Genomic DNA, 24,334 nt, shown 5'->3' with positions numbered 1-24,334 from the left:
TTGACACGAACAGGCGGTTTGTTCCACTTTCGTTCTTCAACGAGGATCCGACATGGTGACCGAGCTCGAGCCCCCGGGCGTGCAGCCCCCGATCTCGCCGCGCGCCGGAGAGCCGCCGCAGGAACGTCCCGGCCCCTCCGCGGCCCGCCATGTGGCGCTGCGCGCCGGGGCGGACACGCCGCTGGCGCGGCGCTTCCATGCGTGGCGCGGGCGGTCCGGCCGCCGTTATGTGGTCTCCGCCTATGAGCCGGGGTCTGCGCCGGACTACGCCGGCATGGTGGCGCTCGCCGTCCGGCGCGGGCCCGACGGCGGGTTGCGGGTCACCGGCGCGGTCGCGCATGAGGCGGGCGACGCTCCGCTCGCCGCGCTGGCGCCGTTCAGGGACGCCGACGAGGTGCATCTCCACCTGCTGGCCGAGGACGAGTGCGCACGGGCGGTCGCCGCATCCGATCTCGGCGGGCCGCCACAGGCGTGAGGTCCGGCCTGCGGCGGAACGACGCCGGCGCTCACACGGCGCTGGTCTCCGGCGCGAGCCGCTCGGCCAGCCATTCCAGCGTCGCGTCCCGGATGCCGAGCTCCAGCAGGTGCGCGTGCGTGTTGCGCACATAGTCGGGATTGGGGCCCGAGACGCCGACTCCCTGCCGCACGAGCGCGAGCAGGTCGGGCTCGGGCAGGCGCGGCGCATATTGGGCGTGCCCCCGGTTCACCGTATAGGCGATGGCCTGCACGGCGCGCCCGTCCGCCAGCCGCAGGCGGTGCGTGGTCTCGCGATACACCATGGTGACCTGCTCGCGCGCCCGCAGATAGGCGAGCGTCTCGGCCGCGGCGGCCGCCTCCACCCGGAACGCGACCCCGCGGCAGGCGCCGCCCCTGTCGAGGCCCAGCACCAGGCCGGGCCGGTCCGGCGTGCCGCGATGCACGTGCGAATAGATGCACAAGGCCCTGTGATAGCCATGCAGCGTGCCCATCACGCGCTCGGCGTAGTCGAAGCCGGGGCGCCACATGAGCGACCCGTAGCCGAACACCCACAAATCGCCCGTTTCCGCAGTCATCCGTCCAGCGCTCTCGCTCGCATCCTGTTGGCGGGGTCGAGGCCAGCAGGTAGACCATCTTGCGACTCGGCGAAACGCGTTTCGGCCCGGCGGGCCGGAACGAACCCGCCTGTTGGCGTTTGACCGCATCCCACGACGCGGCGGGCGCGAAGGAGACGGACATGAACCAGGTCAAGCGCTGGCGCCCGGCGACCGCGAGTCCCTCGGGCGCCCCGCCGTCGCGGTCGCGGCCGTCCCGGCTGCGGCTGTTCGGACCGGCGGCGCTGCTGGCGGCGGCGGGCGCGGCGGCCTGCGGGTTCTGGGCCTTCGCGTCATGGCGCACCGATCGCGAGATCGAGGCTTGGCTGCAGCGCGAGGCGGCGCATGGCCGCGACTGGACCTGCCCGGCGCGCCGGATCGGCGGCTTCCCGTTCCGGATCGAGGTCTCCTGCGACAAGCCGAGCTTCAAGGGCAGGGCCGAGAACCGGGCCGTGGCCGGCCAGATCGGCCGCGTGCTGGCCGTGGCGCAGGTTTATTCGCCCACCCACGTGATCGTGGAGGCGGACGGCCCGCTCGAGCTGCGCGATGACGCCGGCGGCGCGCTGTCGATGGCGTGGGAGAGCCTGCGGGCCAGCGTCATCGGCAAGCCGGGCAGCGGCCTGGAGCGCATCTCGGTGGAGATGGGCGGCCCGACGCTGGTGGCCAACAACGACGCCGGCGCGATCGAGACCGGCGCGCGCGCAGTCGAGCTGCACCTGCGCCGCACGCCCGACAGGCCCGCCGAGGACCACGCCTATGACGTCGCCGCCACCCTCAACGGCGTTCGGCTGCCGGCCCTCGACGCGCTGTTCAACAGCGGCGAGCCGACCGACGCCACGATGCTGGCCACCGTCACGAAGGCCGAGCCGCTGGGCGCGGGCGGCTTCCAGCGCGAGCTCGACCGCTGGCGCGATGCGGGCGGCCGGCTGCAGGTCACCAGCCTCGCATTGCTGAAGGGCGGAAAGCGCATCGACGCCAATGGCAGCCTCGGGCTGGACGAGCTGCACCGGGCCCAGGGCCGGGTCGAGCTGACCCTGACGGGGCTCGACGAGCTGCTGCAGTCGCTCGGCGTGAGCAGCCGCACGGCCGCCATCGGCGGGCTGATCGCCGGCGTGCTCGGCGGCAAGCGCCCGGTCGACGCCGCCCCGCCGCCAGGCGCGACCGGCGCGCTGAAGGGCGTGACGCTGCCGCTGCGGCTCGACAACGGCAAGGCCTATCTGGGGCCGATCCCGGTGGCGCGGCTGGCCCCGCTCTACTGAGGCGTCAGGCGGCGCGCAGCTCGCGCCCGTCCTGTCCGGCGATCAGCACGTCGATGATGCGGCCCGGCTCGGGCTGCTCGGCGAAGCGCACCGGCGAGAACGCCTCGGTGCGGCCCAGCCGGTTGCGCTCCACGAGCACCAGTTTCCGGCGCCCGACCTGCGCGTCCAGATAGGCGGCCCACGCGGCCTCGCCCTTGCGGCGCAGGCGCGCGGCCCGGTCCTTGACGACCGCGCCGTCGACCTGCGGCATGCGGGCCGCCGGGGTTCCGGGCCGGGCCGAGAACGGGAAGACGTGAAGCTGCGTCAGGCCGCATTCGTCCACGAGGGCGAGCGAGCGCTCGAACATGGCCTCGGTCTCGGTCGGGAAGCCGGCGATCAGGTCGGCCCCCAGCGCGACGCCCGGGCGCAGCCGCCGCACGGTCTCGCAGAACCGGATGGCGTCGTCGCGCCGGTGCCGGCGCTTCATGCGCTTCAGGATCACGTCGTCGCCGGCCTGCAGCGACAGATGCAGATGCGGCATCAGGCGGGGCTCGGTCGCGATGGCGTCCATGAGGTCGTCGTCGGCCTCCACCGAATCGATCGAGGAGATCCGCAGCCGCTGGAGCGCGGGCGCGCGGCGCAGGGCGGCCTTCACCAGGGCGCCGAGGCGCGGCGCGCCCGGCAGGTCCGCCCCGTAGCTGGTGATGTCGACGCCGGTCAGCACCACCTCGGCGTAGCCGGCGTCGGCGAGGCGCGCGATCTGGTCCAGCGCCTCTCCCATGGGGACGGAGCGGGAGTTCCCGCGTCCGAACGGGATGATGCAGAAGGTGCAGCGGTGGTCGCAGCCGTTCTGCACCTGCACGAAGGCGCGCGTCCGGCCCTCGAAGCCGTCGGCCATGCGGCCGCCGGCCGAGCGTTCGGCCATCACGTCGGACACCAGCACGCGCCGCACATCGGCGGCCGGGTCGGCCAGCGTCGCCCAGGTGCGCGGCTGGAGCTTCTCGACATTGCCGACGACCCGGTCGATCTCCGCCATGGCGGCGAAGCGGTCCGGCTCCACCTGCACGGCGCAGCCGGTGGCGACGATGCGGGCACCGGGCCTTTCGCGCTTGATGCGGCGGATGGCCTGGCCTGCCTGCCGGGCGGCCTCGGCCGTCACCGCGCAGGTGTTCACCACGACGAGGTCGGCGTGCCCGGCCTCCTTGGCCTGGCGGCGCATCGTCTCGGATTCGACGATGTTGAGCCGGCAGCCGAAGGTGAGGACCTCGACGGCCATTCAGGCGGCCCCGGCGAAGACGTCCGGCGTGAAGGTCCCGCGGCTCTCCAGCTCGGTCGCGCCGGTCATCAGCACATGGCCGTCGCTCTCGCGCCACTCGATGGTCAGCACGCCGCCCGGCAGCGTCACCCGCACGGTCCGGCCGGTCAGGTCCTTGCGGACCGCCGCCACCGTCGCCGCGCAGGCCGCCGACCCGCAGGCGCGGGTCAGGCCGACGCCCCGCTCCCAGACCTTGAGGACAATGGCGTCTCGCGCCGTCACATGCGCGAGGGAGATGTTGGCCCGCTCGGGAAAGATCGGGTGGTTCTCCAGGAGCGGGCCCACCCGGGCGAGATCGTGCGCTTCGACGTCCCGGACCCAGAAGATCGCATGAGGGTTGCCCATGTTGACCACCGAGGGCGTGTGCAGGACCGGCGCGTCGATGGGGCCGACCTGCAGCTCGATGCCGGTGGTGTCGCGGAATTCCTCTGCGAGCGGGATCTCGTCCCAGCGCAGGCGCGGCGCGCCCATGTCGACCGCCACGTCGGCGCCGGCTTGGCGGCGGCAGGCCAGGAGCCCCGCCTTCGTCTCCAGCAGCAGATCGGTGCGGCCATTGGGCGCGTCGAGGCCGGGCTCCTGCGTCAGCGCCCAGGCGACGCAGCGCGTGCCGTTGCCGCAGGCGCCGGATTCCGATCCGTCCGTGTTGTAGATGCGCATGAACGCGTCCGTGCCGGGGGTGCGCGGATCGTGCAGCGCCATCAGCTGGTCGAAGCGCGAGCCGGGCGCGCGGGCGATCGCCCGGGCCTCCTCCGGACGCACCCGGATCGCCGTACCGCGCAGGTCCAGAACCACGATCTCGTTGCCGAGGCCGTTCATCTTCAGGAAGGGGCGGCCGACCAGGGCGCTCATCGGGGAGATCCGTCACGGCGAAGGCGGTGCGACGCAGCTGAGCCTCCGCTCGCCGCGGCGGGGCCGAAGCGTCATATAACGATCCGCGGGCCGAACGCGAGTCGTCGCGCGGGCCGCCGGCCCGGCCGGCGCCGATTCCTGCATGTCCGGCCCGACCAGGCCGGGCGCCCCGGCGCCTCGACCGCGCCTCGGGCGTCGGCCTATTGTGCCTCATGGACCACGCCGGCGATTCGCGTCGCGGGCGAGACCCTCGAAGGATGGGACAGCGCGATGGCGGGTGACTTCACAACGGCGTCGGGCGGCCGCGGCAGGACGAGGCTCGCTTTCACGGGCCCGCTGGCCGCCCTCGCCAGGATCGCGGCGATCGCGGCGCTGGCGGCCGGCCCTTCGCTGAGCGGCGCGGCGCTGGCGCAGACCGCGCCCGCCCCGGCCCCGGTCGAGAGCCAGCCCCTGCCGCCGCCGCCGGGGACGCCCGCGCCTCCCTCCGCCGCGCCGGCGACGCCGGCCCCCGCTCCCGCTCCCGCCCCTGTGGCGCCGCCGACGGCCCAGGCCGCACCTGCGTCGAACGGCCTCGTCACGCTGGCGCCCGCGCCGGCCGATCCCTCGACGCCGGACGAAGTGACGCTCGAGAGCCGCCCCTCGGCGGTGACGCGCGGCATGGCGACGTGGGACGAGGGCTACGAGAAGCTCACCCAGAGCTTCGCGAAGCTGCAGTCGGAGATGAGCAAGGCCGGCGTGAAGATCACCGGCAATCCGGTCGCGACCTTCCTGGAGACGGACGACATGGGCTTCCGCTTCGAGGCCCAGCTGCCGATCGAGGCCGCCCCGGCGTCCCGGCCGCCCGAGCTGGCGACCGACATCCAGTTCGGCCAGACTCCCGCCGGCCGCGCCATCCGGTTCGTCCACAAGGCGCCGTATGACGACATCGACAGCACCTATGAGGCGATCTCGGCCTATCTGGACGCCAAGGGGATCGAGGTGAAGGACAACTTCACCGAAGAATACGTCAACCAGGGCCAGAACGCCGGCGACGCCGAACTCGAGCTGTTCATCTACGTGCTGCCGAAGTAGCCGGCCGCGCCACCCGCGCCGCGCCGGCGCTTTTCTGCGCGCCGCCCCGTTCCCACGCGGGCCTTTTTTGCTCTATGACTGCGCCCTCGCGACGGCGAACGGCCGGTCGCGCCGGATCGCAGCCATGGCAGACGCCCCGAAACTGACGCTGGACGATCTTCGCCGCGAGATCGACCGTATCGACGCGGGCATGCACGAGCTCCTGATGGAGCGCGGGCGCATCATCGACACGCTGATCCAGGTGAAGAAGACGCAGGTCTCCGGCTCGGCCTTCCGGCCCGGCCGCGAAGCGTCGCAGATGCGGGTGCTGGCCGAACGCCACAAGGGCACGCTGCCGTTCGACACGGTGGAGAGCATCTGGCGCATCATCGTGTCGACGTTCACGTATGTGCAGGCGCCGTATGCGGTGCACGCCGACATCTCGGGCGGCGATGCGCCGATGCGCGACACGTGCCGTTTCCATTTCGGCTTCACGGTTCCGTACATGCCGCATGACAGCGCCAAGGCGGTGATCGACGCGGTGGCGCATTCGGCCGGCGATCTCGGCGTGTTCCGGGCCGAGCCCGGCCGCGCGGCCGGCGCATGGTGGACGGCGCTGGCCGGGCCGGACCGGCCCAAGATCATCGCCCGCCTGCCCTTCGTGGAACGGCCGCAGCATCCGGCCGGCATGCCGGTCTATTGCATCTCCAAGCCGATCGAGGACGCGGCCGTGCGCGACATCGTGCTGTATGCGCTGGGCGTCGAGCGCTGGCGCGAAGGGCTGCAGCCGGCGCTGGCCCGCATGGGCGCCAGCGTCGAGAGCAGCGCAGGCGACGAGTCCGGCCTCAACCTGCTGGTCGCCGCGCCCGGGACCGTCTCGCTCGACGGCGTCATGGACGCCATGGCGGGGCTCGGCGTCGGGGTGTTCGACGTCCATGAGATCGGCAGCCACGCCGCCCGCTTCCGCCTCCCCGCCTGATCCCTTCGCCTGCACTGGACACGACCGATGACCGCAACCGCCCGCCCCACGCCCCGCCCCGGCGTCCTCGACATCGAGGCCTATGTTCCCGGCAAGAGCGGCGCGCCGGCCGGCGTGAAGCTGCACAAGCTCTCGTCCAACGAGAACCCGCTCGGCCCGTCGCCGCGCGCCGTCGAGGCCTACCGCAAGGCGGGCGACAAGCTGGAGCTCTATCCGGACGGGTCCGCCTCCGGCCTGCGCGAGGCGATCGGCGCCAAATACGGCCTCGATCCGGCCCGCATCGTCTGCGGCGCGGGGTCGGACGAGATCCTGAACCTGCTGACGCACGCCTATGTGGGGCCGGGCGACGAGGGGATCTACTCGCAATACGGGTTTCTGGTCTACAAGATCGCCCTGATGGCCGCGGGCGGAACCCCCGTGGTCGTGCCGGAGAAGAACCTGACGGCCGACGTGGACGGCATCCTGGCCGCCGTCACGCCGCGCACCAAGATCGTCTTCCTCGCCAATCCCAACAATCCGACCGGCACCTATCTGCCTTTCGAGGAGGTCAAGCGGCTGCACGCCGGGCTGCCGCCGCAGGTGCTGCTGGTGCTGGACGCCGCCTATGCGGAATATGTCCGCCGCAACGACTATGCGGCCGGCATCGAGCTGGTCTCGACCAGCGACAATGTCGTGATGTGCCGCACCTTCTCCAAGATCTACGGGCTGGCGCTGCTGCGCCTCGGCTGGTGCTACGCGCCGGCCCCTGTGGCCGACGCGCTCAACCGCATCCGCGGCCCGTTCAATGTGAGCGGTCCCGCGCTCGAGGCGGGCGTCGCGGCGCTGGCCGACGAGGCGCATGTGGCGGCCGCGGCGGCCCACAACGAGAAATGGCTGCCCTGGCTGACGACCGAGATCGAGGCCCTGGGCCTCAGGGTGACGCCAAGCGTCGGAAATTTCGTGCTGATCCACTTCCCGGACGGCCGTTCGGCCCGGGCGGCGGACGCCTTCCTGTCGGCGCGCGGCCTCATCCTGCGCGCCGTGGGCGCCTATGGGCTGCCCGACGCGCTGCGCCTGACGGTCGGGACCGAGGAGGCCAACCGCCTCGTCGTCCAGGCGCTGCGCGACTTCATGCAGCAGGGGGGCGCGGCCCGTGCCTGACCGCCTCGGACCGCCGCTCGACCGGCCCGTGTTCGGGCGCCTCGCCATCATCGGCATGGGGCTGATCGGGTCGTCGCTGGCGCGCGCCGCCCAGCGCCTCAACCTCGCCGGCCAGCTCGTGGCGGCCGACGCGTCGCCGCAGGTCCGCGCCCGCGTCGCCGAGCTCGGCCTCGTCGACGAGGTCGCCGCCACGGTGGCGGACGCCGTCCGGGGCGCCGACTACGTCATCCTGTGCGTGCCGGTGGGCGCCTGCGGGGCGGTGGCGGCCGAGATGCGCGACGCGCTCGCGCCGGGCGCCATCGTGTCGGACGTGGGCTCCGTGAAGGGCTCCGTGGTGGCGCAGGTGCAGCCGCAGCTGCCGCCAGGCGTGCATTTCGTCCCCGCCCATCCGGTGGCCGGCACCGAGCATTCCGGCCCCGACGCCGGCTTCGCCTCGCTGTTCCACGGGCGCTGGTGCATCCTGACGCCGCCGGACGGCGCCGACCAGGGCGCGGTGGACAAGGTGCGGGCGTTCTGGGAGGCGCTGGGCTCCATGGTCGAGGCCATGAGCCCGCAGCATCACGACCTGGTGCTGGCCATCACGAGCCACGTGCCGCACCTGATCGCCTACAACATCGTCGGCACCGCGGCCGACCTCGAGGAGGTCACGCAGTCGGAGGTGATCAAGTTCTCGGCCGGCGGCTTTCGCGACTTCACCCGCATCGCGGCGTCCGACCCGACGATGTGGCGCGACGTGTTCCTGAACAACAAGGACGCCGTGCTGGAGATGCTGGGCCGCTTCAGCGAGGACCTGAGCACGCTGCAGCGGGCCATCCGCTGGGGCGACGGCGACGCGCTGTTCAACCTCTTCACCCGCACCCGTGCCATCCGCCGCGGCATCATCGACCTGGGCCAAGAGACGCCCGAGCCGGATTTCGGGCGGCGCAAGGCGGATTAGGCCGAAGCGATCTCTCTCATCTCCGGCCCTCGACGCCTTCTCCCGGGGCGGGAAGGGGCGCGCTGGCGGACGGCATCTCCACCCCCTCCCACCCGCAAGCCCGCAGCCGTTCGCGCATGTGGGGCGGGGCGGGCGCGACGGCCCGGACGGGCTCCTTGTTCTTCGACATCGGCACCACGATCTCGCGCGAATGCAGGTGCAGCGGCGGGCCGCCGGCGCGCGGCGCCGAGCCGTAGATGGGGTCGCCGAGGATGGGCCAGCCCATCGCCTGGCAATGGACGCGCAGCTGGTGCGTGCGGCCGGTGATCGGCTCCAAAGCGAGCCAGGCGATCGGCGCGCCGGTCGCCTGATCGGCGCCCCGGCCCAGAACGCGCCAGAGCGTGCGGGAGGGCAGGCCCGCTGGATCCGCCTTCATCCACCAGCCGCGGCTCTCGTCGAGGCGGCCGAGGGCCAGGTCGATCTCGCCGGCGTCCCCGGCCGGCTCGCCCTCCACCACGGCCCAGTAGGTCTTGTCGACCTTGCCCTGCTTGAACAGGAGGCCGAGCTTCTCCAGCGCCTTGCGGTGGCGTCCCAGCACCAGGCAGCCGGAGGTGTCCTTGTCGAGCCGATGGGCCAAAGAGGGCGCGCGCGGCAGGCCGAACATCAACTGGTCGAAGAACTGCTCCAGGTTGATCTCGCCCGGCCGGTCGCCCTTCGGACCGCGATGCACCGGCACGCCGGCGGGCTTGTCGAGGATCAGCAACAGCCCGTCGCGGTGCAGCAGGCGGGCCTCCAGGTCCAGGGCGGGACGGTTCGGCCTCGCCGGCGCGGCGGGTGGATCGAGGGGGTGGGACGACATATCTGGGGCTTATCCCTTCCGGCCGCGGCGCGAAACCGCTATCGAGGCCCAATGACCGACGAGACCGAGAAGAAGCCCGGATTTTTCTCCCGCCTGTTCGGGCGCGAGCAGCCCGCCCCGGCGTCCGAGCCCGCCGCCGAGCCGTCCGCCGCGGCCGAGGCTCTCGCGCCGGAGACCGAGGCCGTCCCGGAGTCGATCCCGGCCGTCGGCCCGGGCGGGTTCCGGTTGCCCGAGACGCCCTCGCCCTTCGCCGAGGAGGCGCCCGCCGCCGAGCCCGCCGGCGGCCGGCGCTCCTGGTGGACGCGCCTCAAGGAGGGGCTGTCGCGCTCGTCCTCCGCCATCGGCGGCGGCATCACGGACATCTTCACCAAGCGCAAGCTCGACGCTGACACGCTGGAGGAGCTGGAGGACATCCTCGTCCAGGCCGATCTGGGGGTCGACGTGTCGTCGCGCATCGTCGAGGCGGTCGGCAAGGGCCGCTACGGCAAGGATATCGCGCCCGAGGAGGTGAAGCAGATCCTCGCCGCCGAAGTGGAGCGCGCGCTCGCGCCCGTGGCCCGGCCGCTCGTGATCGACGCGACGAAGAAGCCGTTCGTCATCCTGATGGTCGGCGTCAACGGCTCCGGCAAGACCACCACGATCGGCAAGCTCGCGGCCAAGTTCCGGCGCGAGGGCAAGAGCCTGATGCTGGCCGCGGGCGACACCTTCCGGGCCGCCGCGATCGAGCAGCTGAAAGTGTGGGGCGACCGCACCGGCGCGCCGGTGGTGTCCCGCCCGCAGGGCGCGGACGCCGCCGGGCTCGCCTTCGACGCCCTCACCCAGGCGCGCGAGGCCGAAACGGACGTGCTGCTCATCGACACCGCGGGCCGGCTGCAGAACCGCGCCGAGCTGATGGCCGAGCTGGAGAAGATCGTCCGCGTCATCCGCAAGATGGACGCCAGCGCCCCGCATGCGGTGCTGCTGGTGCTGGACGCCACCGTGGGGCAGAACGCGCTGTCGCAGGCCGAGATCTTCGGCAAGATCGCCGGCGTGACCGGCCTGGTGATGACCAAGCTCGACGGCACCGCCCGGGGCGGCATCCTGGTGGCGCTGGCGGCGAAATTCGGCCTGCCGGTGCATTTCATCGGCGTCGGCGAGGGCGTCGACGACCTGGAGCCCTTCGAGGCCCGCGACTTCGCCCGGGCGATCGCCGGGCTGGAGTAGCGCCGCCTGCCTCGCTTCCGCTAGAAGTGGTTCACGCATCCCGGAACGCCCCGCATGGCCCATTGGCTCTACAAGTCCGAACCCGACGTCTTCTCGTGGGACGCCCTCGTTGCGGAGGGCGACAAGGGCACGCACTGGAACGGCGTGCGCAACCACCTCGCCAAGCTCAACCTGCGGGCCATGAAACTCGGCGACCGGGGGTTCTTCTACCATTCCAACGAGGGCAAGGAGATCGTCGGCGTCGTCGAGGTGATCCGCGAGGCCTATCCGGACCACACGGCGCCGGAGGGCTCGCCCTGGGTCATGGTCGACATCAAGGCCGTGGAGCCGCTGCCGCGGCCGGTGACGCTGGCGGCCGTGAAGGCGGAGCCGAAGCTCGCCAAGATGGCGCTGGTCACCAGCATGCGGCTTTCGGTGCAGCCCGTGACCGACGAGGAGTGGGACGTGGTGCGCCAGATGGGCGGGCTGTGAGGTCCCGCCGTCACTAATGGTAGCGGCATTGGGCGATCTGCAAGGCGTCCGCCTCGACGCGGCAGACGAGCCTGCGCTCCAGGTCGATGGGCCGGGACCAGCAGCCGGAAAGCTCGCCCCGCAGAGGCTCGGGCTTGCCTCGTCCGGCGAAGGAAGTCCGCAAGCACTCCTTGATGAGCCCTTCGATCCGCTGGAGCATCTTGCGGTCCATCTGCCGCCAATGAAGATAGTCGTCCCAAGCCGCCTGGCTGAAGACGATCCTCATTCCTCCAACACACGCTCGACGCCGCCGTCCGCGTCGAGTTCAGTCGCGCGGCGTCGGCCTGCTTCCCCCCAAAGTCGCCCCGACCAAAGCACGACGCCGCTGCGCCTTGCCGCGAAAACAGGCGGTCCGCATAATGCGCGCAAAGAGGAGTCGACCCCGCGGCCCCCTTGCGTCTGCGAGTTGTCACGGCCGCCGAAGGGCGGTCGCGCGTTTTGGGAGAAAGCGCAATGTCCGAGAAGGTCTATCCCGTCAGCGCCGACTGGGCCAAGCGCGCCTGGGTCGACGACGCCAAATACCAGGCGATGTACTCCGCCTCCGTCCAGGATTCGGCTGCGTTCTGGGGTGAACACGGCAAGCGGATCGACTGGATCAGGCCCTATGGCTCGGTCAAGAACGTCAGCTTTGCGCCGGGAGCGGTCTCGATCAAGTGGTTCGAGGACGGCCAGACCAATGTGGCGCTGAACTGCGTCGACCGGCACCTCGCCACGCGCGGTGACCAGACCGCCATCATCTGGGAAGGCGACGACCCGAACGAATCCAGGCTCATCACCTACAGGGAGCTGCACGCGCAGGTCTGCCGCTTCGCCAACGTGCTCAAGGCGCATGGCGTCAAGAAGGGCGACCGCGTCACCATCTACCTGCCGATGATCCCCGAGGCCGCCTATGCGATGCTGGCCTGCGCGCGCATCGGCGCCATCCACTCCATCGTGTTCGGAGGCTTTTCGCCCGATTCGCTGGCGAGCCGCATCGAGGACGCCGAGTCGGCCGTGGTGGTCACCGCCGACGAGGGCCTGCGCGGCGGCCGCAAGGTGCCGCTCAAGGCCAATGTGGACGCGGCGGCCGAGAAGGCCGCGTGCCTCAAGACCGTGCTGGTCGTGCGCCGCACCGGCGGCTCCATCGCCATGCAGGCGGGCCGTGACGTCTGGTACGAGGAGGAGGCCGCCAAGGTCTCGGCCGACTGCCCGGTCGAGCCGATGAACGCGGAGGACCCGCTGTTCCTGCTCTACACCTCCGGCTCCACCGGCAAGCCGAAGGGCGTCGTCCACACCACGGGCGGCTATCTGGTCTACGCGTCCATGACGCACCAATATGTGTTCGACTACCACGACGGCGACGTCTACTGGTGCACGGCCGATGTGGGCTGGGTCACGGGCCACAGCTACATCGTGTATGGCCCGCTCGCCAACGGCGCGACCACGCTGATGTTCGAGGGCATCCCGACCTACCCGTCGATCTCGCGGTTCTGGGACGTCGTCGACAAGCACAAGGTCAACATCTTCTACACCGCCCCGACCGCCATCCGCTCGCTGATGGGCGCCGGCGAGGAGCCGGTGAAGCGCACCTCGCGCTCGTCCCTGCGGCTGCTCGGCTCGGTCGGCGAGCCGATCAACCCGGAAGCCTGGGAGTGGTATCACCGGGTGGTGGGCGACGGCCGCTGCCCGATCGTCGACACCTGGTGGCAGACGGAGACCGGCGGCATCCTGATCTCGCCGCTGCCCGGCGCGACGGCCCTGAAGCCGGGCTCGGCGACGCGGCCCTTCTTCGGCGTGCAGCCACAGATCGTCGATGCGGAGGGCCACGTGCTGGAGGGCGCCTGCGAGGGCAACCTCGTGCTCGCCGACAGCTGGCCCGGCCAGATGCGCACCGTCTATGGCGACCATCAGCGCTTCATGGAGACCTATTTCTCGACCTATCCGAACAAGTACTTCACGGGCGACGGCTGCCGCCGCGACGCCGACGGGTACTACTGGATCACCGGGCGGGTCGACGACGTCATCAACGTCTCCGGCCATCGCATGGGCACGGCCGAGGTGGAGAGCGCGCTGGTGGCGCATCCGAAAGTGTCCGAGGCGGCCGTGGTCGGCTACCCGCACGACATCAAGGGCCAGGGCATCTACGCCTATGTGACCCTGATGACCGGCGAGGAGCCCACCGAGGCGCTGCGCAAGGAGCTCGTCGGCTGGGTCCGCAAGGAGATCGGCCCGATCGCGTCGCCCGACCTCATCCAGTTCGCCCCGGGCTTGCCCAAGACGCGCTCCGGCAAGATCATGCGCCGCATCCTGCGCAAGATCGCCGAGGACGAGTTCGGCGCGCTGGGGGACACCTCCACCCTGGCCGATCCGACGGTGGTCAACGACCTGATCGAGCACCGCCAGAACAAGCGGGCCTGAGAGCGGGCCCACGTCCCGTCCCGACCTTCCGCGAGGGAGGCCGGGGAAGGACGGCGCGCGCGGTCAGCGGGCTTTTTCGAGGCGGGCGGCGTAGAAGCCGTCCATGCCGGAGAGGCGCGGCTCCTCGTGCGGCAGCATGAAGGGCAGCGTGCGCAGGTCGCCCTCCGGGGACACCGCGTCCGGCGCGCCGGCCTCGTCGGCCGTGATCGGCGCGCGGCTCAGCGCGGCGTTGCGGGCCAGCAGCATGGAGATCTGCCGCTCGCCCTCCTCGGGCTCCAGCGAGCAGACGCAATAGACCAGCCGGCCGCCCGGCTTCAGCATCGCGGCGGCCTTGTCGAGCAGGCGCGTCTGCAGGCTGGCGAGCCGCACGAGGTCGCCCTCCTCCTTGGTCCAGGCCACGTCCGGATGCCGGCGCAGCGTGCCGGTCGCCGTGCAGGGCGCGTCCAGCAGGATGGCGTCGAAGCCCTCCGGCTCGTCGAGCTGCAGCGCGTCGACGGCGCGCGTCTCCACGGTCAGGCCCAGGCGGTCCATATTGGCCTGGAGCCGCTTCAGGCGGACCTCCGAGCGGTCCACCGCCAGCACGGTCGCGCCCGCCGCGGCGAGCTGGGCGGTCTTGCCGCCCGGCGCCGCGCACAGGTCCGCGACGCGTTCGCCGGGCCGGACCGCCAGCAGGCGGGCCGGGATGGCGGCCGCCGCGTCCTGCACCCACCAGGCGCCCTCGTCGTAGCCCGGCAGGCTGGGCAGCGCGGCGCGGTTTCTCAGCCGCAGGGAGCCGGTGGGCAGCACGATGGCGTCGAGACGCTCGGCCCACAGCTGCGGGTCGGCCTTCACGGTGAGGTCGACGGAGGCCTCCTGCGTCTGCGCGGCGGCGATGCGGGCGGCCGCGTCGGCCCCGTAGCGCTGCGTCCAGCGCGCCGCCAGCCAGGCGGGGGCGTCGTCGGCGAGCGGGTCGCGCGCGGCCAGGATGGCGTCCTTCTCGCGGCCGATCCGGCGCAGCACCGCATTGGCGAGCCCAGCATAGCGCTCGGCCTTGCGGTCGGACTGGATCAGCCGGATCGTCAGGTCGACGGCGGCGTGGTCCGGCACGTCCAGCCACAGCAACTGCGCTAGCCCGGTCGAGAGGGCCGCGGCGAAGAGGCCGGAATCCTCCGGCATGCCGCTCTTCAGACGCGCCAGCAGGGTCTTGCGGATCGTGCCGAAATGCCGGATCGCCACCGTCGCGATGGCGCGCGTGAGCGCCCGGTCGCGGTCCTCCATCTTGGCGGCGCGCTCTCCCTCCAGCAGCCGGTCCAGCGTCTCGTCGAGGGCGCGGCGTTCGTCCAGCACGGCGGCGACCGCCTCGGCGGCGAGCCGGCGCGCGGGCAGGCCCGGGGCGTCCGGGTCCTGCGCCGGACGGGCGGGCTTGCCGGGCGCCGCGCCCTTGCGGGCGGGGCGGCCCTTGCGGTCCGGTCCGGATCGGCCTGCGGGCTTCTCGTTCTGCGTCATCGCGTCGTCCTTCGGGCGTCCCGGGAGCGAGCCCGATCGCCGCATGGCGTTGATCTTCGCGGGCGGGCGCTCTTTATGATCGCCAGACCCCGCGGCCTTCCGTCCTGTCCTCGCCGCGCCAGAGCACGACCATGACCGACGCCGACCATCCTTCCATCCCTCCGGCCGCCCCGGAGCCGTCCGCTCCGGAGCCCGACAAGGCGCTCAGCCCGGCCGCGCGGCGCGCCCTGGAGGAAGCCGCCGCCCGCCGCGCCGCCCGCGACGCGAAGGCCGAGGCCCCGCCGCCCGAGCGCGACGGGCGCGGCGGGCTTGAACCCGTGCGCTACGGCGACTGGGAGATCAAGGGGCTGATCAGCGATTTCTGATTGTTGCCGGCGTGCAACAGCCCCGTTCAAGCTCGCGCAGGTTGATTTAGCGCAATTCCACGCGCGCCGGCGAGGCGCATCACCCCCAGACGGGTCGCTCGACCGACCTTGCACTTCCAGGCTGGGGGCTTTGCCATGAAATACACCGCCATCGCCGCGTTTGCGGCCGCGCTGCTGGGCTGCGCGCCGATGTCCGCCCAGGCGGCGGACCTTCCGACCGCCAAGGCCCCGATCTTCGTCGCGGCCGCGCCGAGCCCGTGGATGGTGCGCGTCCGCGGCCTCGCGGTGCTGCCGCAGGAATCGACCCGCAGCGTCGTGGTCGGCGGCGTGCCGCTCACCGACAAGATCTCGGTGTCGGACACCGTCATCCCGGAACTCGACATCAGCTACTTCTTCACGCCGAACTTTGCGGCCGAGCTGGTGCTGGGCACCACGCCCCACAACCTCACCATCAAGGGGCCGGTGACCAACCACCTGGCGCTCGGCCGGGTGTGGCTGCTGCCGCCCACGCTGACCCTGCAGTATCACTTCACCCAGTTCGGCGCGTTCAAACCCTATGTGGGCGCGGGCGTGAACTACACGGTGTTCTACGGCGAGAAGTCCAAGAGCGCCTTCACCAGCCTCGACGTGAAGGACCAGTTCGGCTTCGCCCTGCAGGCCGGCATGGACTACATGCTCGACCAGCATTGGGGCCTCAACATCGACGTCAAGAAACTCTGGCTGCGGCCCGACGCCAAGGCGGTGCTGGGCGGCTCCGTGCCGGTGAAGGCCAAGGTCAGCCTCGATCCCTGGCTGGTCGGCGTCGGCGTCACCTACCGGTTCTGAGCTCCCGGTCGACGGCCCGCCTGAGCGCGGGCCGTCCCCCTCTCCGCGCCGCGCCTGGCGGAGTGCGCGTTGATCCGGCGTCCATCCTGGGTAGAGTGGCCGCCCGACGGCGCGGATGACCTGGCGATGCAAGACAAGACGCGGCAAGATTCGGCGCGGCAAGACTCGGCGCCCGACCACAAGGCGCGCAAGCGGCTGGCGGCGCTGAAGGCCGCGCTGGCCGATGCGCACAAGACGCTCAAGCTGGGCTTCGGCTTCGCGCTGTGGGACGGCGCCACGGTCCCGGCCGACTGGCCGGCCGAAGGGCTGCGGATCCGCGTCGCCGACGAGGGCGTCTTCGCGTCGCTGATGCGCCGCCCGAAGCTCGACACGCTGATCGAGGCCCATGTGGCCGGCCGCATCGAGATCGAGAACGGGACGATCTTCGACCTCGCCGCCGCCCGGCCGGAGGGCAAGTCCGGCAAGCTCGCCCGCAAGCTCTCCAAGATGAAGCTGCTGCGGGCCGCCGGCCTGTTCCTGTTCGCCCCGCGGAACGCGCCGCCCGCCCTCGGCGGCATCGAGGACGACGCCTCGCGGCGCAGCGGCGCGGCGGAGACGAACCGCGAGAACGTCTCCTACCACTACGACGTCTCGAACGCCTTCTACCGCCTCTTCCTCGACGACGAGATGGTCTACACCTGCGCCTATTTCCAGCCCGACTGGCATGACGACCTGGACCGCGCCCAGCGCGACAAGCTCGACATGATCTGCCGGAAGCTGCGGCTGCAGCCGGGCGACCGGTTCCTCGACATCGGCTGCGGCTGGGGGGCGCTGATCTGCCACGCGGCCCGCCACTACGGCGTCTACGCCACCGGGGTGACGCTCTCGAAGGAGCAGGCGGCGCTCGCGACCGAGAAGGCCGAGCGGCTGGGCCTGTCGGAGCGGGTCAGGGTGGAGCTCAAGGATTACCGGGCGCTCGACCAGGAGTTCGACAAGATCGCCAGCATCGGCATGTTCGAGCATGTCGGCATCGACAATCACCGCGACTATTTCGCCGCCATCCACCGGCTGCTGAGGCCGCGAGGGCTCTATCTGCACCACGCCATCTCGCGGCCCGCCAAGGGCGACGACAAGGCCTTCCGCAAGATGCGGGCGGAGTACAAGGCGCTGGTGCGCTACATCTTCCCGGGCGGCGAGCTCGACCATCTGGGCATGTCGATCGCCAATCTGGAGCGCACCAAGTTCGAGGTCCACGACGTCGAGGGATGGCGCGAGCATTACGCGCGGACGACGCGGCTGTGGTTCGAACGGCTGCACGCCAACCGGGCCGCCGCCGAGGCGGAGGTCGGGCCGGAGAAGACCCGCATGTGGCTGCTCTATCTGGCGGGCTGCTCGCTCGCCTTCGAGCGCTCGGCGGTGGGGATCTTCCAGACGCTGGTCTCGCGGCGCGCGAAGGGCCCGGCGGGCCTCCCGCCGAGCCGGGCGCATCTCTACGCGCCCGCGTCGCCGTCGGCGGCCGGGGCGGGCGATCAGGGCGTGACGTAGACCTGCGCGCCCACCGCCACGCGGTCGAAGAGGTCGATCACGTCCTCGTTATACATCCTGATGCAGCCATAGGACGCGGCCGTGCCGATCGAGGCGCGCATGCCGCGCGTGGTGCCGTGGATGGCGTATTCGCCGCCGGCCAGCGTCAGGGCGCGCGCGCCCATCGGGTTGCGCGGTCCGGGCGGGATCACGTTCGGCATGCGGGGATTGTCGCGCTTCACCTCGGCCGGAGGGGACCAGGCCGGCTCGACATATTTCCCGTCGATGCGCGCCGCGCCATGCCACTGCTTTCCCATCTTGCCGACCGCGACGGGGTAGCGCAGCGCCGTGCCGTCGCCGAGGGGAAGATAGAGGCGCCGCTCCGCGGTGCGGATCACGATGGAGCCTCGCTCGGCGCCGCCCTGGAAGGGCACGCGCTCCACGGCCGCCTGGGCCGCGCCCGCCGAAGCCGCCAGGGCCGCCGCGACGGCCAGAACCTGAAACCGGGTCATGCTGATGCATCCTGCTTCGAATAGGACTCGATACCGCAGGACGGCCCTGCCGGCGACGAAAGCCTCTCGGCACGGTAAACGTCGACACCCGGCCAAGCGTTGCGGGGGCGCGAGCCGCCATCGGCGAGGCTGGTACTTGACAATCGGATAAAATTCCTATAACCCTGTCCATGCTCCGGTCCACGGAGGGGCGTCTGCAGCGTGACGGATGTGGATCGGGGGCGGCGGCCGTCGAAGCCGGGCTCACGACCCGGTCGAGTCGGCGGATGGAACCGAAGGTCCGACCAGCGAAGCGCGAAGGGGCTGAAAGCGCCCCGGGACCGGCTCTTCTATCCTTCAAACGCTGCGCGCGGAGCGGCGGGGCCTGGCGGCCTCCCGGCTTCACTATCCACCTACCCCACTCGCCGTGGGGCCCCCAGCGACGCCGCTCCGCGCCGCCCTCCATCTATCCCTCCGGGCCGAAACGCCGCGGAGCTAAACGCGCGTCTCACGGCTAGGCCCCCAAAAATCCCCCGTCATCCCCGGCGCGCCGCAGGCGCGGGAAGGGGATCCAGAAAGGCCGGGCGAAGGACGCCCCGCCCAGCCGGCGGTAAGATCGCGTTAACCATGATGCTTTCATGGTGGGCGAGACGAGCCCCGGGCGGTTATGGTTAGCGTTCGGTGAATGGCGGTGCGTTTGGCCCCGCTGGCCTTGCGGAGATGCGCCAGCCTTGACGACACGTGCGATCACGGATCGCTGGCGCCTGGCATGGCTGGTGGCGCGCCTGGGGGCGCGGCGCGCGCTTCGGGCGCTGGCTGCGCCGGTCCGGGCGCTGTGGCCCTCCGGCGCGGCGGCGGCGGAGCGGCTGGTGGTGGCCCCGCAGGATCTGCGCACCACCGACCCCACCGTGGCCAGCGACATCTATGGCGGCTACTTCGCCTTCGCCGGCAAGGTCGTGGCGGCCGGCGGGCGCTCGCCCTTCGCGCTGTCGCCGCCCTCGGCGGCCTGGGCCGAGGGGCTGATGGGGTTCGGCTGGCTGCGGCACCTGCGGGCGGCCGAATCGGCCCTGGCCCGCGCCAACGCCCGCGCCCTGGTGGACGACTGGATCACCCTCAACGGCCGCTCGGGCGGCGTCGCGGCCGAGCCGGGCGTGGCGGCGCGCCGGCTGATCTCCTGGCTCAGCCAGTCGCCCGTGATCCTCGACGGCGCGGACCGCGACTTCTACCGCAAGTTCCTGCGCTCGATCGTCCGCCAGGCCGCGCGCCTGCAGCGGCAGCTGCCGCGCATGGACGACGGCGAGCGGCGCCTGCTGGCCGCCATCGCGCTCGCCTATCTGGCCATTTGCACCGGGGCCGCCCCGGCCGCCCAGCGGCGCGCCTCGCGGCAGCTCGCCGACGAATTGCAGCGCCAGCTGCTGCCGGACGGCGGGCATGTGGGGCGCAACCCCCGCACGCTGGTCGACCTGCTCACGGACCTGCTGCCGCTGCGCCAGCTCTACGCCAGCCAGGGCCTCGAGCCGCCCCGCGCGCTCCTCAACGGCATCGACCGGATGATGCCGATGGTGCGGATGTTTCGCCACGCCGACGGCTCGCTGGCGCTGTTCAATGGCATGAGCGCGACCCCGGCCGACACGCTCGCGACCCTGCTGGCCTATACGGACGCGCGGTCGCAGCCGATGGAGAACGCGCCCCATTCGGGGTTCCAGCGCCTGCAGGCCCGCTCGGCGCTCGTCGTCATGGACGCCGGGCCGCCGCCGCCGGAGGATTACTCGGGCCGCGCCCATGCGGGCTGCCTGTCCTTCGAGTTCTCCGACGGCCCGTGCCGGATCGTGGTCAATTGCGGCGCGCCGCCGCCCGGGGCCGAGCAGTGGCGCCAGATGGCCCGGGCCACGGCCGCGCACTCCACGGCGACCGTCAACGACACCTCCTCCTGCCGCTTCGTGGCCGAGGACGCGACGTCCTTCCTGGGCTCGCCCATCCTGTCCGGCCCGCGCGAGGTGCCGATGCAGCGCGTGGCGCGGCGCGAGCCGGAGGAGCCCGCCGTGGGCGTCCAGGCCTCGCATGACGGCTACGCGCCGGCCTTCGGGGTGCTGCACGAGCGGCGCCTGATGCTGGATCTCAACGGCGCCCGGCTCGCCGGCCATGACGCCTTCCCGGTCGTCAACGCCAGCCGCGCCCAGGCCAGCGCGGACGCCTTCGCGCTGCGGTTCCACCTGCATCCGCATGTGCGCGCCGACAGGGCGGCGGACGGGCTCTCGGTGGCGCTGGAGCTGCCGGGCGGGACCCGCTGGCGCTTTGCGGCCGGCGGCCTTCCGATCGCCCTGGAGGAGAGCATCTTCTTCGCCGCCCCGGACGGGGCGCGCCGGTCGGAGCAGCTCGTGGTCCATGGCGGCTATCGCGCCACGCCCGGCGTGGACTGGGCCTTCGTGCGCGAGGCCGGACGGCCCAACGGGACGGATCGCGCCTAGCCGGCGGGAGAGCTGCAGACCGACGCGCCCGCCTGACGGTTCCCCGCCGCCCCCGATCGTGCTATCGCGCCCGCCACATGGCCCTTTCCGGGGCTTCGGGCCCGTCGCGACCGGGCCCCTGCGACAAGGTGCATGATGGCGAGCGATATCCGGCGCGTGACCCGCGCCCTCCTCTCGGTTTCCGACAAGACCGGGCTCATCGACCTGGCGTCGGCCCTGCACCGGGCCGGCGTGGAGCTGGTCTCGACGGGAGGCACCGCCAAGGCCATCGCGGCGGCCGGGCTGCCGGTGCGCGACGTGTCGGACCTCACCGGCTTCCCGGAGATGATGGACGGCCGCGTGAAGACGCTGCATCCGATGGTGCATGGCGGGTTGCTGGCCATCCGGGAGAATCCCGAGCACGAGGCCGCCATGCTGGCCCACGGCATCGCGCCGATCGACCTGCTCGTCGTCAACCTCTACCCCTTCGAGGCCACCGTGGCGGCCGGCAAGGCCTATGACGACTGCATCGAGAACATCGACATCGGCGGCCCGGCGATGATCCGGGCGGCCGCCAAGAACCACGCCGACGTGGCCGTGGTGGTGGAGCCGGAGGACTACGCGCTCGTCCTGGCCGAGCTCGAGGCCCATGCGGGGGCGACCACGCTGGCGCTGCGCAAGCGGCTCGCCGCCAAGGCCTACGCCCGGACCGGCGCCTATGACGCGGCCATCTCCACCTGGTTCGCCCGCGAGCTGGGCGAGACCTCGCCGACCTACCGGGCGATCGGCGGCAAGCTGGCCGAGACGATGCGGTATGGCGAAAACCCGCACCAGTGGGCCGCGTTCTACCGCACCGCGGAGAGCCGCCCGGGCGTCGCCACCGCGCGGCAGCTGCAGGGCAAGCAGCTCTCCTACAACAACATCAACGACACCGACGCGGCCTTCGAGTGCGTGTCGGAGTTCGATCCGGCCCGCACGGCCGCGGTGGCGATCATCAAGCACGCCAATCCGTGCGGGGCGGCGGAGGGCGCCTCGCTGGCCGAGGCCTACCGCAAGGCGCTGGCCTGCGACCCGGTCTCGGCCTTCGGCGGCATCGTGGCGCTGAACCGGCGCCTCGACGCCGAGGCGGCCCGGGCCATCGTGGAGATCTTCACCGAGGTGATCATCGCGCCGGAGGCCGACGAGGAGGCCGTCGCCATCGTGGCGGCGAAGAAGAACCTGCGCCTGCTGGTGACCGGCGGCCTGCCGGACCCGCGCGCCGAGGGCCTGTCGTTGCGCAGCGTCGCGGGGGGCTTCCTGGTCCAGGCCCGCGACAACGCGGTGGTGGACGACATGGACCTGCGTATCGTCACCAAGCGCCAGCCGACCGCGGGCGAGCTCGCCGACATGCGCTTCGCCTTCCGGGTCGCCAAGCACGTGAAGTCGAACGCCATCGTGTATGTGCGGGACGGCGCCACGGTGGGGATCGGGGCCGGCCAGATGAGCCGGGTGGATTCCTCGCGCATCGCCGCCTGGAAGGCGGCCGAGGCGGCCAGGGCCGCCGGGCTGCCCGAGACGCTGGCCAAGGGGTCGGTCGTGGCGTCGGACGCCTTCTTCCCCTTCGCGGACGGGCTGCTGGCCGCCGCCGAGGCGGGCGCGACCGCCGTGATCCAGCCGGGCGGGTCGATGCGCGACGACGAGGTCATCAAGGCCGCCGACGAGGCCGGGCTGGCGATGGCCTTCACCGGGCGCCGCCACTTCCGGCACTGAGCCGGCGGGACGGCGGTCCCGTCAGGCCCGCCGTCGCAGGGGACAGCGCGCCTCAGTCCTTGGCGCGCTCGACATAGGAGCTGTCCTCGGTCATCACCACGACGCGGGTGCCGGGGCCGATATGCGGCGGCACCATGGTGCGGGCGCCGTTGGACAGCATCGCGGGCTTGTAGGAGGACGAGGCGGTCTGGCCCTTCATGGTGGGCTCGGTCTGGGTGATCTCAAGGGTCACGCGGGCCGGGATCTGGATCGCGACCGGCACGCCCTCATGCATGCTCACCACGCAGGTCATGTTCTCCTGCAGCCAGATCGCCTGGTCGCCCATGACGTCCGCCGGCACCACGACCTGGTCGTAGTTCTCCGGGTTCATGAAGTGGTGGCCCTCGCCGTCGCTGTAGAGGAAGTTGAAGTCGCGGTCCTCCACATAGGCGCGCTCCACCTGCTCGGTGGTCCGGTAGCGCTCGGAGATCTTCACCCCGTCCGAGATGCGGCGCATGTCGAGCTGGGTGACGGGCGTGCCCTTGCCGGGGTGGATGTTCTCGGCGGTCAGGATGACGTAGAGCTTGCCGTCCTTGTCGACGATGTTGCCCTTGCGAAGCGAGCTGGCGATGACCTTCACGGCTGTGTCTCTCTCAAATCGGGAGGCGCCCCGGGGCGGGTCGCCATCACAAGCGCAGCCGGGCGGCCGGGGACGCCGCGGCGCGGCGAAGCCGGCCCCGACGCGGCTGCGGCGAGGTTGCAGCCTTTCAGCACGGATTTCCGAAAATGGCCAGTGCTCCGCACCAGAATACCGACCCCGCCCAGGGCGCCGCGTCGCCTCCCGGACGGCCCGCGGCCGCCGGTCCGGCCGCCTCGCCCTGGTGGACGCCGGACGTGCACGCCGACCGCAGGCCCTTCCTGCTGGCCCGCAACGCCATCGTGGCGGCCCTCCGCGACTGGTTTGGCCGGCGCGATTTCGTCGAGGTGGACGGCGGGATCCTGCAGGCCTCGCCCGGCAACGAGGCGCATCTGCACGCCTTCTCGACGCAGATCGTCGGCCCGGACGGCGAGCGCGCCCCGCTGCACCTGCACACCTCGCCGGAATTCGCCTGCAAGAAGCTGCTCGCGGCCGGCGAGCGGCGCATCTTCGCGCTGGCCAAGGTGTTCCGGAACCGCGAGCGCGGGGCGCTGCACCATCCCGAGTTCACCATGCTGGAATGGTACCGGGCGGACGAGGACTACGAGGCCGTGATGCGCGACTGCGCCGACCTCCTCGCTTTGGCGGCGCGGACCGTCGGAGCGACGTCGCTCACCTTCCGGGGCCGTTCCTGCGACCCCTTCGCCGAGCCGGAGCGCCTGACGCTGGCGCAGGCCTTCGACCGGCATGCCGGGATCGACCTCCTGGCGAGCGTGCGGCCGGACGGCGCCGACCGCGACGCGCTGGCCGGGGCGGCGGCGCGGGCCGGCGTCCGGGTGGCGGAGGACGACGGCTGGTCGGACGTGTTCAGCCGCGTGCTGGTGGAGCGCATCGAGCCGCATCTGGGGATGGGGCGTCCGACGCTGCTGTGCGAGTACCCGGTCGGCGAGGCCGCCCTGGCGCGGCCCAAGCCCGGCGACCCGCGCGTGGCGGAGCGCTTCGAGCTCTACGCCTGCGGGGTCGAGCTCGCCAACGCCTTCGGCGAGCTGACCGACGCGGACGAGCAGCGCCGCCGTTTCGAGGCCGAGATGGCCGAGAAGGAGCGCGTCTATGGCGAGCGCTACCCGGTGGACGAGGACTTCCTGGCCGCGCTGCGGCTCATGCCGCCCGCCAGCGGCGTCGCGCTGGGCCTGGAGCGCCTGGTCATGCTGGCGACGGGCGCGAGCCGGATCGACCAGGTGATCTGGACGCCGCTGCCGGCCGGGCCGTCAGGTCCGGCGTTGTAAGCGCAGGGCCGCCGTGAGATGACGAGGCCTGCGCCGTCCCT

The 24,334-nt window shown here is 72.0% G+C and carries 23 protein-coding genes; 15 read left to right on the top strand and 8 right to left on the bottom strand.

What is annotated here, in order from left to right; genetic code table 11:
• The first annotated feature begins 52 nt into the window (after positions 1-52).
• Entirely contained in the window at positions 53-475 is a 423-nt protein-coding gene (locus ABEG18_RS23225) for a hypothetical protein (protein ID WP_406855408.1), read from the top strand.
• 31 nt (positions 476-506) lie between these two features.
• Here the strand turns inward: ABEG18_RS23225 and ABEG18_RS23220 are convergent, their stop codons facing one another.
• Positions 507-1,052 carry a gamma-glutamylcyclotransferase gene (locus ABEG18_RS23220; protein ID WP_406855407.1) on the bottom strand — a complete coding sequence of 182 codons (546 nt, stop codon included), beginning with the start codon at positions 1,050-1,052 and terminating at the stop codon, positions 507-509.
• Positions 1,053-1,213: 161 nt separating this feature from the next.
• Between ABEG18_RS23220 and ABEG18_RS23215 the strand changes: the two genes are divergently transcribed.
• Positions 1,214-2,329, top strand: a complete 1,116-nt coding sequence (locus ABEG18_RS23215) for a DUF2125 domain-containing protein (protein WP_406855406.1) — start codon at positions 1,214-1,216, stop codon at positions 2,327-2,329.
• Between the two features lie 4 nt (positions 2,330-2,333).
• On the opposite strand, the gene mtaB is transcribed toward ABEG18_RS23215, so the two are convergent.
• Entirely contained in the window at positions 2,334-3,584 is a 1,251-nt protein-coding gene (mtaB, locus tag ABEG18_RS23210) for a tRNA (N(6)-L-threonylcarbamoyladenosine(37)-C(2))-methylthiotransferase MtaB (protein WP_406855405.1), read from the bottom strand.
• The gene (gene dapF, locus ABEG18_RS23205) at positions 3,585-4,472 is read right to left on the bottom strand and encodes a diaminopimelate epimerase (protein WP_406855404.1); all 888 of its coding nucleotides are present in this window, start codon (positions 4,470-4,472) and stop codon (positions 3,585-3,587) included.
• 270 nt (positions 4,473-4,742) lie between these two features.
• On the opposite strand from dapF, the gene ABEG18_RS23200 reads away from it, so the two are divergent.
• The 4 genes from ABEG18_RS23200 (at position 4,743) to ABEG18_RS23185 (ending at position 8,578) form a co-directional block, all read left to right on the top strand.
• Complete coding sequence (locus ABEG18_RS23200; protein WP_406855403.1) at positions 4,743-5,543, top strand: GyrI-like domain-containing protein; 801 nt, start codon at positions 4,743-4,745, stop codon at positions 5,541-5,543.
• Between the two features lie 124 nt (positions 5,544-5,667).
• Positions 5,668-6,501, top strand: a complete 834-nt coding sequence (locus ABEG18_RS23195) for a chorismate mutase (protein WP_406855402.1) — start codon at positions 5,668-5,670, stop codon at positions 6,499-6,501.
• A gap of 27 nt (positions 6,502-6,528) precedes the next feature.
• Positions 6,529-7,641 carry a histidinol-phosphate transaminase gene (gene hisC, locus ABEG18_RS23190; RefSeq protein WP_406855401.1) on the top strand — a complete coding sequence of 371 codons (1,113 nt, stop codon included), beginning with the start codon at positions 6,529-6,531 and terminating at the stop codon, positions 7,639-7,641.
• A gap of 55 nt (positions 7,642-7,696) precedes the next feature.
• The gene (locus ABEG18_RS23185; protein WP_406858689.1) at positions 7,697-8,578 is read left to right on the top strand and encodes a prephenate/arogenate dehydrogenase family protein; all 882 of its coding nucleotides are present in this window, start codon (positions 7,697-7,699) and stop codon (positions 8,576-8,578) included.
• A gap of 16 nt (positions 8,579-8,594) precedes the next feature.
• Here ABEG18_RS23185 and ABEG18_RS23180 read toward each other — a convergent pair whose 3' ends face one another.
• On the bottom strand, positions 8,595-9,416 hold the full coding sequence (locus ABEG18_RS23180) for an RluA family pseudouridine synthase (protein ID WP_406855400.1): 822 nt from the start codon (positions 9,414-9,416) through the stop codon (positions 8,595-8,597).
• 51 nt (positions 9,417-9,467) lie between these two features.
• On the opposite strand from ABEG18_RS23180, the gene ftsY reads away from it, so the two are divergent.
• A complete protein-coding gene (ftsY, locus tag ABEG18_RS23175) occupies positions 9,468-10,619 on the top strand; it encodes a signal recognition particle-docking protein FtsY (protein ID WP_406855399.1) in 1,152 nt (383 codons plus the stop codon).
• Positions 10,620-10,673: 54 nt separating this feature from the next.
• Positions 10,674-11,090 (top strand): EVE domain-containing protein, encoded by a 417-nt coding sequence (locus ABEG18_RS23170; protein ID WP_406855398.1) that lies wholly within the window; start codon positions 10,674-10,676, stop codon positions 11,088-11,090.
• A 13-nt stretch (positions 11,091-11,103) separates the two neighbouring features.
• Here the strand turns inward: ABEG18_RS23170 and ABEG18_RS23165 are convergent, their stop codons facing one another.
• Positions 11,104-11,355: a Txe/YoeB family addiction module toxin gene (locus ABEG18_RS23165; protein ID WP_406855397.1), complete on the bottom strand. Its 252-nt coding sequence runs from the start codon at positions 11,353-11,355 to the stop codon at positions 11,104-11,106.
• Positions 11,356-11,582: 227 nt separating this feature from the next.
• Between ABEG18_RS23165 and acs the strand changes: the two genes are divergently transcribed.
• Positions 11,583-13,526: an acetate--CoA ligase gene (gene acs, locus ABEG18_RS23160; protein ID WP_406855396.1), complete on the top strand. Its 1,944-nt coding sequence runs from the start codon at positions 11,583-11,585 to the stop codon at positions 13,524-13,526.
• Between the two features lie 63 nt (positions 13,527-13,589).
• Here the strand turns inward: acs and ABEG18_RS23155 are convergent, their stop codons facing one another.
• Positions 13,590-15,011 carry an RsmB/NOP family class I SAM-dependent RNA methyltransferase gene (locus ABEG18_RS23155; RefSeq protein ID WP_406855395.1) on the bottom strand — a complete coding sequence of 474 codons (1,422 nt, stop codon included), beginning with the start codon at positions 15,009-15,011 and terminating at the stop codon, positions 13,590-13,592.
• A 131-nt stretch (positions 15,012-15,142) separates the two neighbouring features.
• On the opposite strand from ABEG18_RS23155, the gene ABEG18_RS23150 reads away from it, so the two are divergent.
• From ABEG18_RS23150 to ABEG18_RS23140, 3 genes are all read left to right on the top strand, one after another.
• Positions 15,143-15,376: a DUF1674 domain-containing protein gene (locus ABEG18_RS23150; RefSeq protein WP_406855394.1), complete on the top strand. Its 234-nt coding sequence runs from the start codon at positions 15,143-15,145 to the stop codon at positions 15,374-15,376.
• A 135-nt stretch (positions 15,377-15,511) separates the two neighbouring features.
• The gene (locus ABEG18_RS23145) at positions 15,512-16,201 is read left to right on the top strand and encodes an OmpW/AlkL family protein (RefSeq protein ID WP_406855393.1); all 690 of its coding nucleotides are present in this window, start codon (positions 15,512-15,514) and stop codon (positions 16,199-16,201) included.
• A 126-nt stretch (positions 16,202-16,327) separates the two neighbouring features.
• Positions 16,328-17,725, top strand: coding sequence for a class I SAM-dependent methyltransferase (locus tag ABEG18_RS23140; protein WP_406855392.1), 1,398 nt, complete (start codon positions 16,328-16,330; stop codon positions 17,723-17,725).
• Here ABEG18_RS23140 and ABEG18_RS23135 read toward each other — a convergent pair.
• Complete coding sequence (locus tag ABEG18_RS23135; protein WP_406855391.1) at positions 17,710-18,216, bottom strand: L,D-transpeptidase; 507 nt, start codon at positions 18,214-18,216, stop codon at positions 17,710-17,712. The two genes, ABEG18_RS23140 and ABEG18_RS23135, sit on opposite strands and share 16 nt — an antisense overlap.
• Before the next feature lie 710 nt (positions 18,217-18,926).
• Here ABEG18_RS23135 and ABEG18_RS23130 point away from each other — a divergent pair.
• Together ABEG18_RS23130 and purH are read left to right on the top strand one after the other, a co-directional pair.
• The gene (locus ABEG18_RS23130) at positions 18,927-20,663 is read left to right on the top strand and encodes a heparinase II/III family protein (protein WP_406855390.1); all 1,737 of its coding nucleotides are present in this window, start codon (positions 18,927-18,929) and stop codon (positions 20,661-20,663) included.
• A 135-nt stretch (positions 20,664-20,798) separates the two neighbouring features.
• Positions 20,799-22,391 (top strand): bifunctional phosphoribosylaminoimidazolecarboxamide formyltransferase/IMP cyclohydrolase, encoded by a 1,593-nt coding sequence (purH, locus tag ABEG18_RS23125; RefSeq protein WP_406858688.1) that lies wholly within the window; start codon positions 20,799-20,801, stop codon positions 22,389-22,391.
• A 52-nt stretch (positions 22,392-22,443) separates the two neighbouring features.
• On the opposite strand, the gene efp is transcribed toward purH, so the two are convergent.
• Entirely contained in the window at positions 22,444-23,010 is a 567-nt protein-coding gene (gene efp, locus ABEG18_RS23120) for an elongation factor P (protein ID WP_406855389.1), read from the bottom strand.
• A gap of 146 nt (positions 23,011-23,156) precedes the next feature.
• Between efp and epmA the strand changes: the two genes are divergently transcribed.
• Entirely contained in the window at positions 23,157-24,293 is a 1,137-nt protein-coding gene (gene epmA, locus ABEG18_RS23115) for an EF-P lysine aminoacylase EpmA (protein WP_406855388.1), read from the top strand.
• Positions 24,294-24,334 lie beyond the last annotated feature (41 nt).

The organism is Alsobacter sp. KACC 23698 (assembly GCF_045348435.1).
In the GTDB taxonomy this organism is placed as follows: Bacteria; Pseudomonadota; Alphaproteobacteria; order Rhizobiales; family Beijerinckiaceae; genus Alsobacter.
The sequence above is the reverse complement of the archived record's forward strand: the minus strand, read 5'-3'. Positions and strand labels throughout refer to the sequence as shown.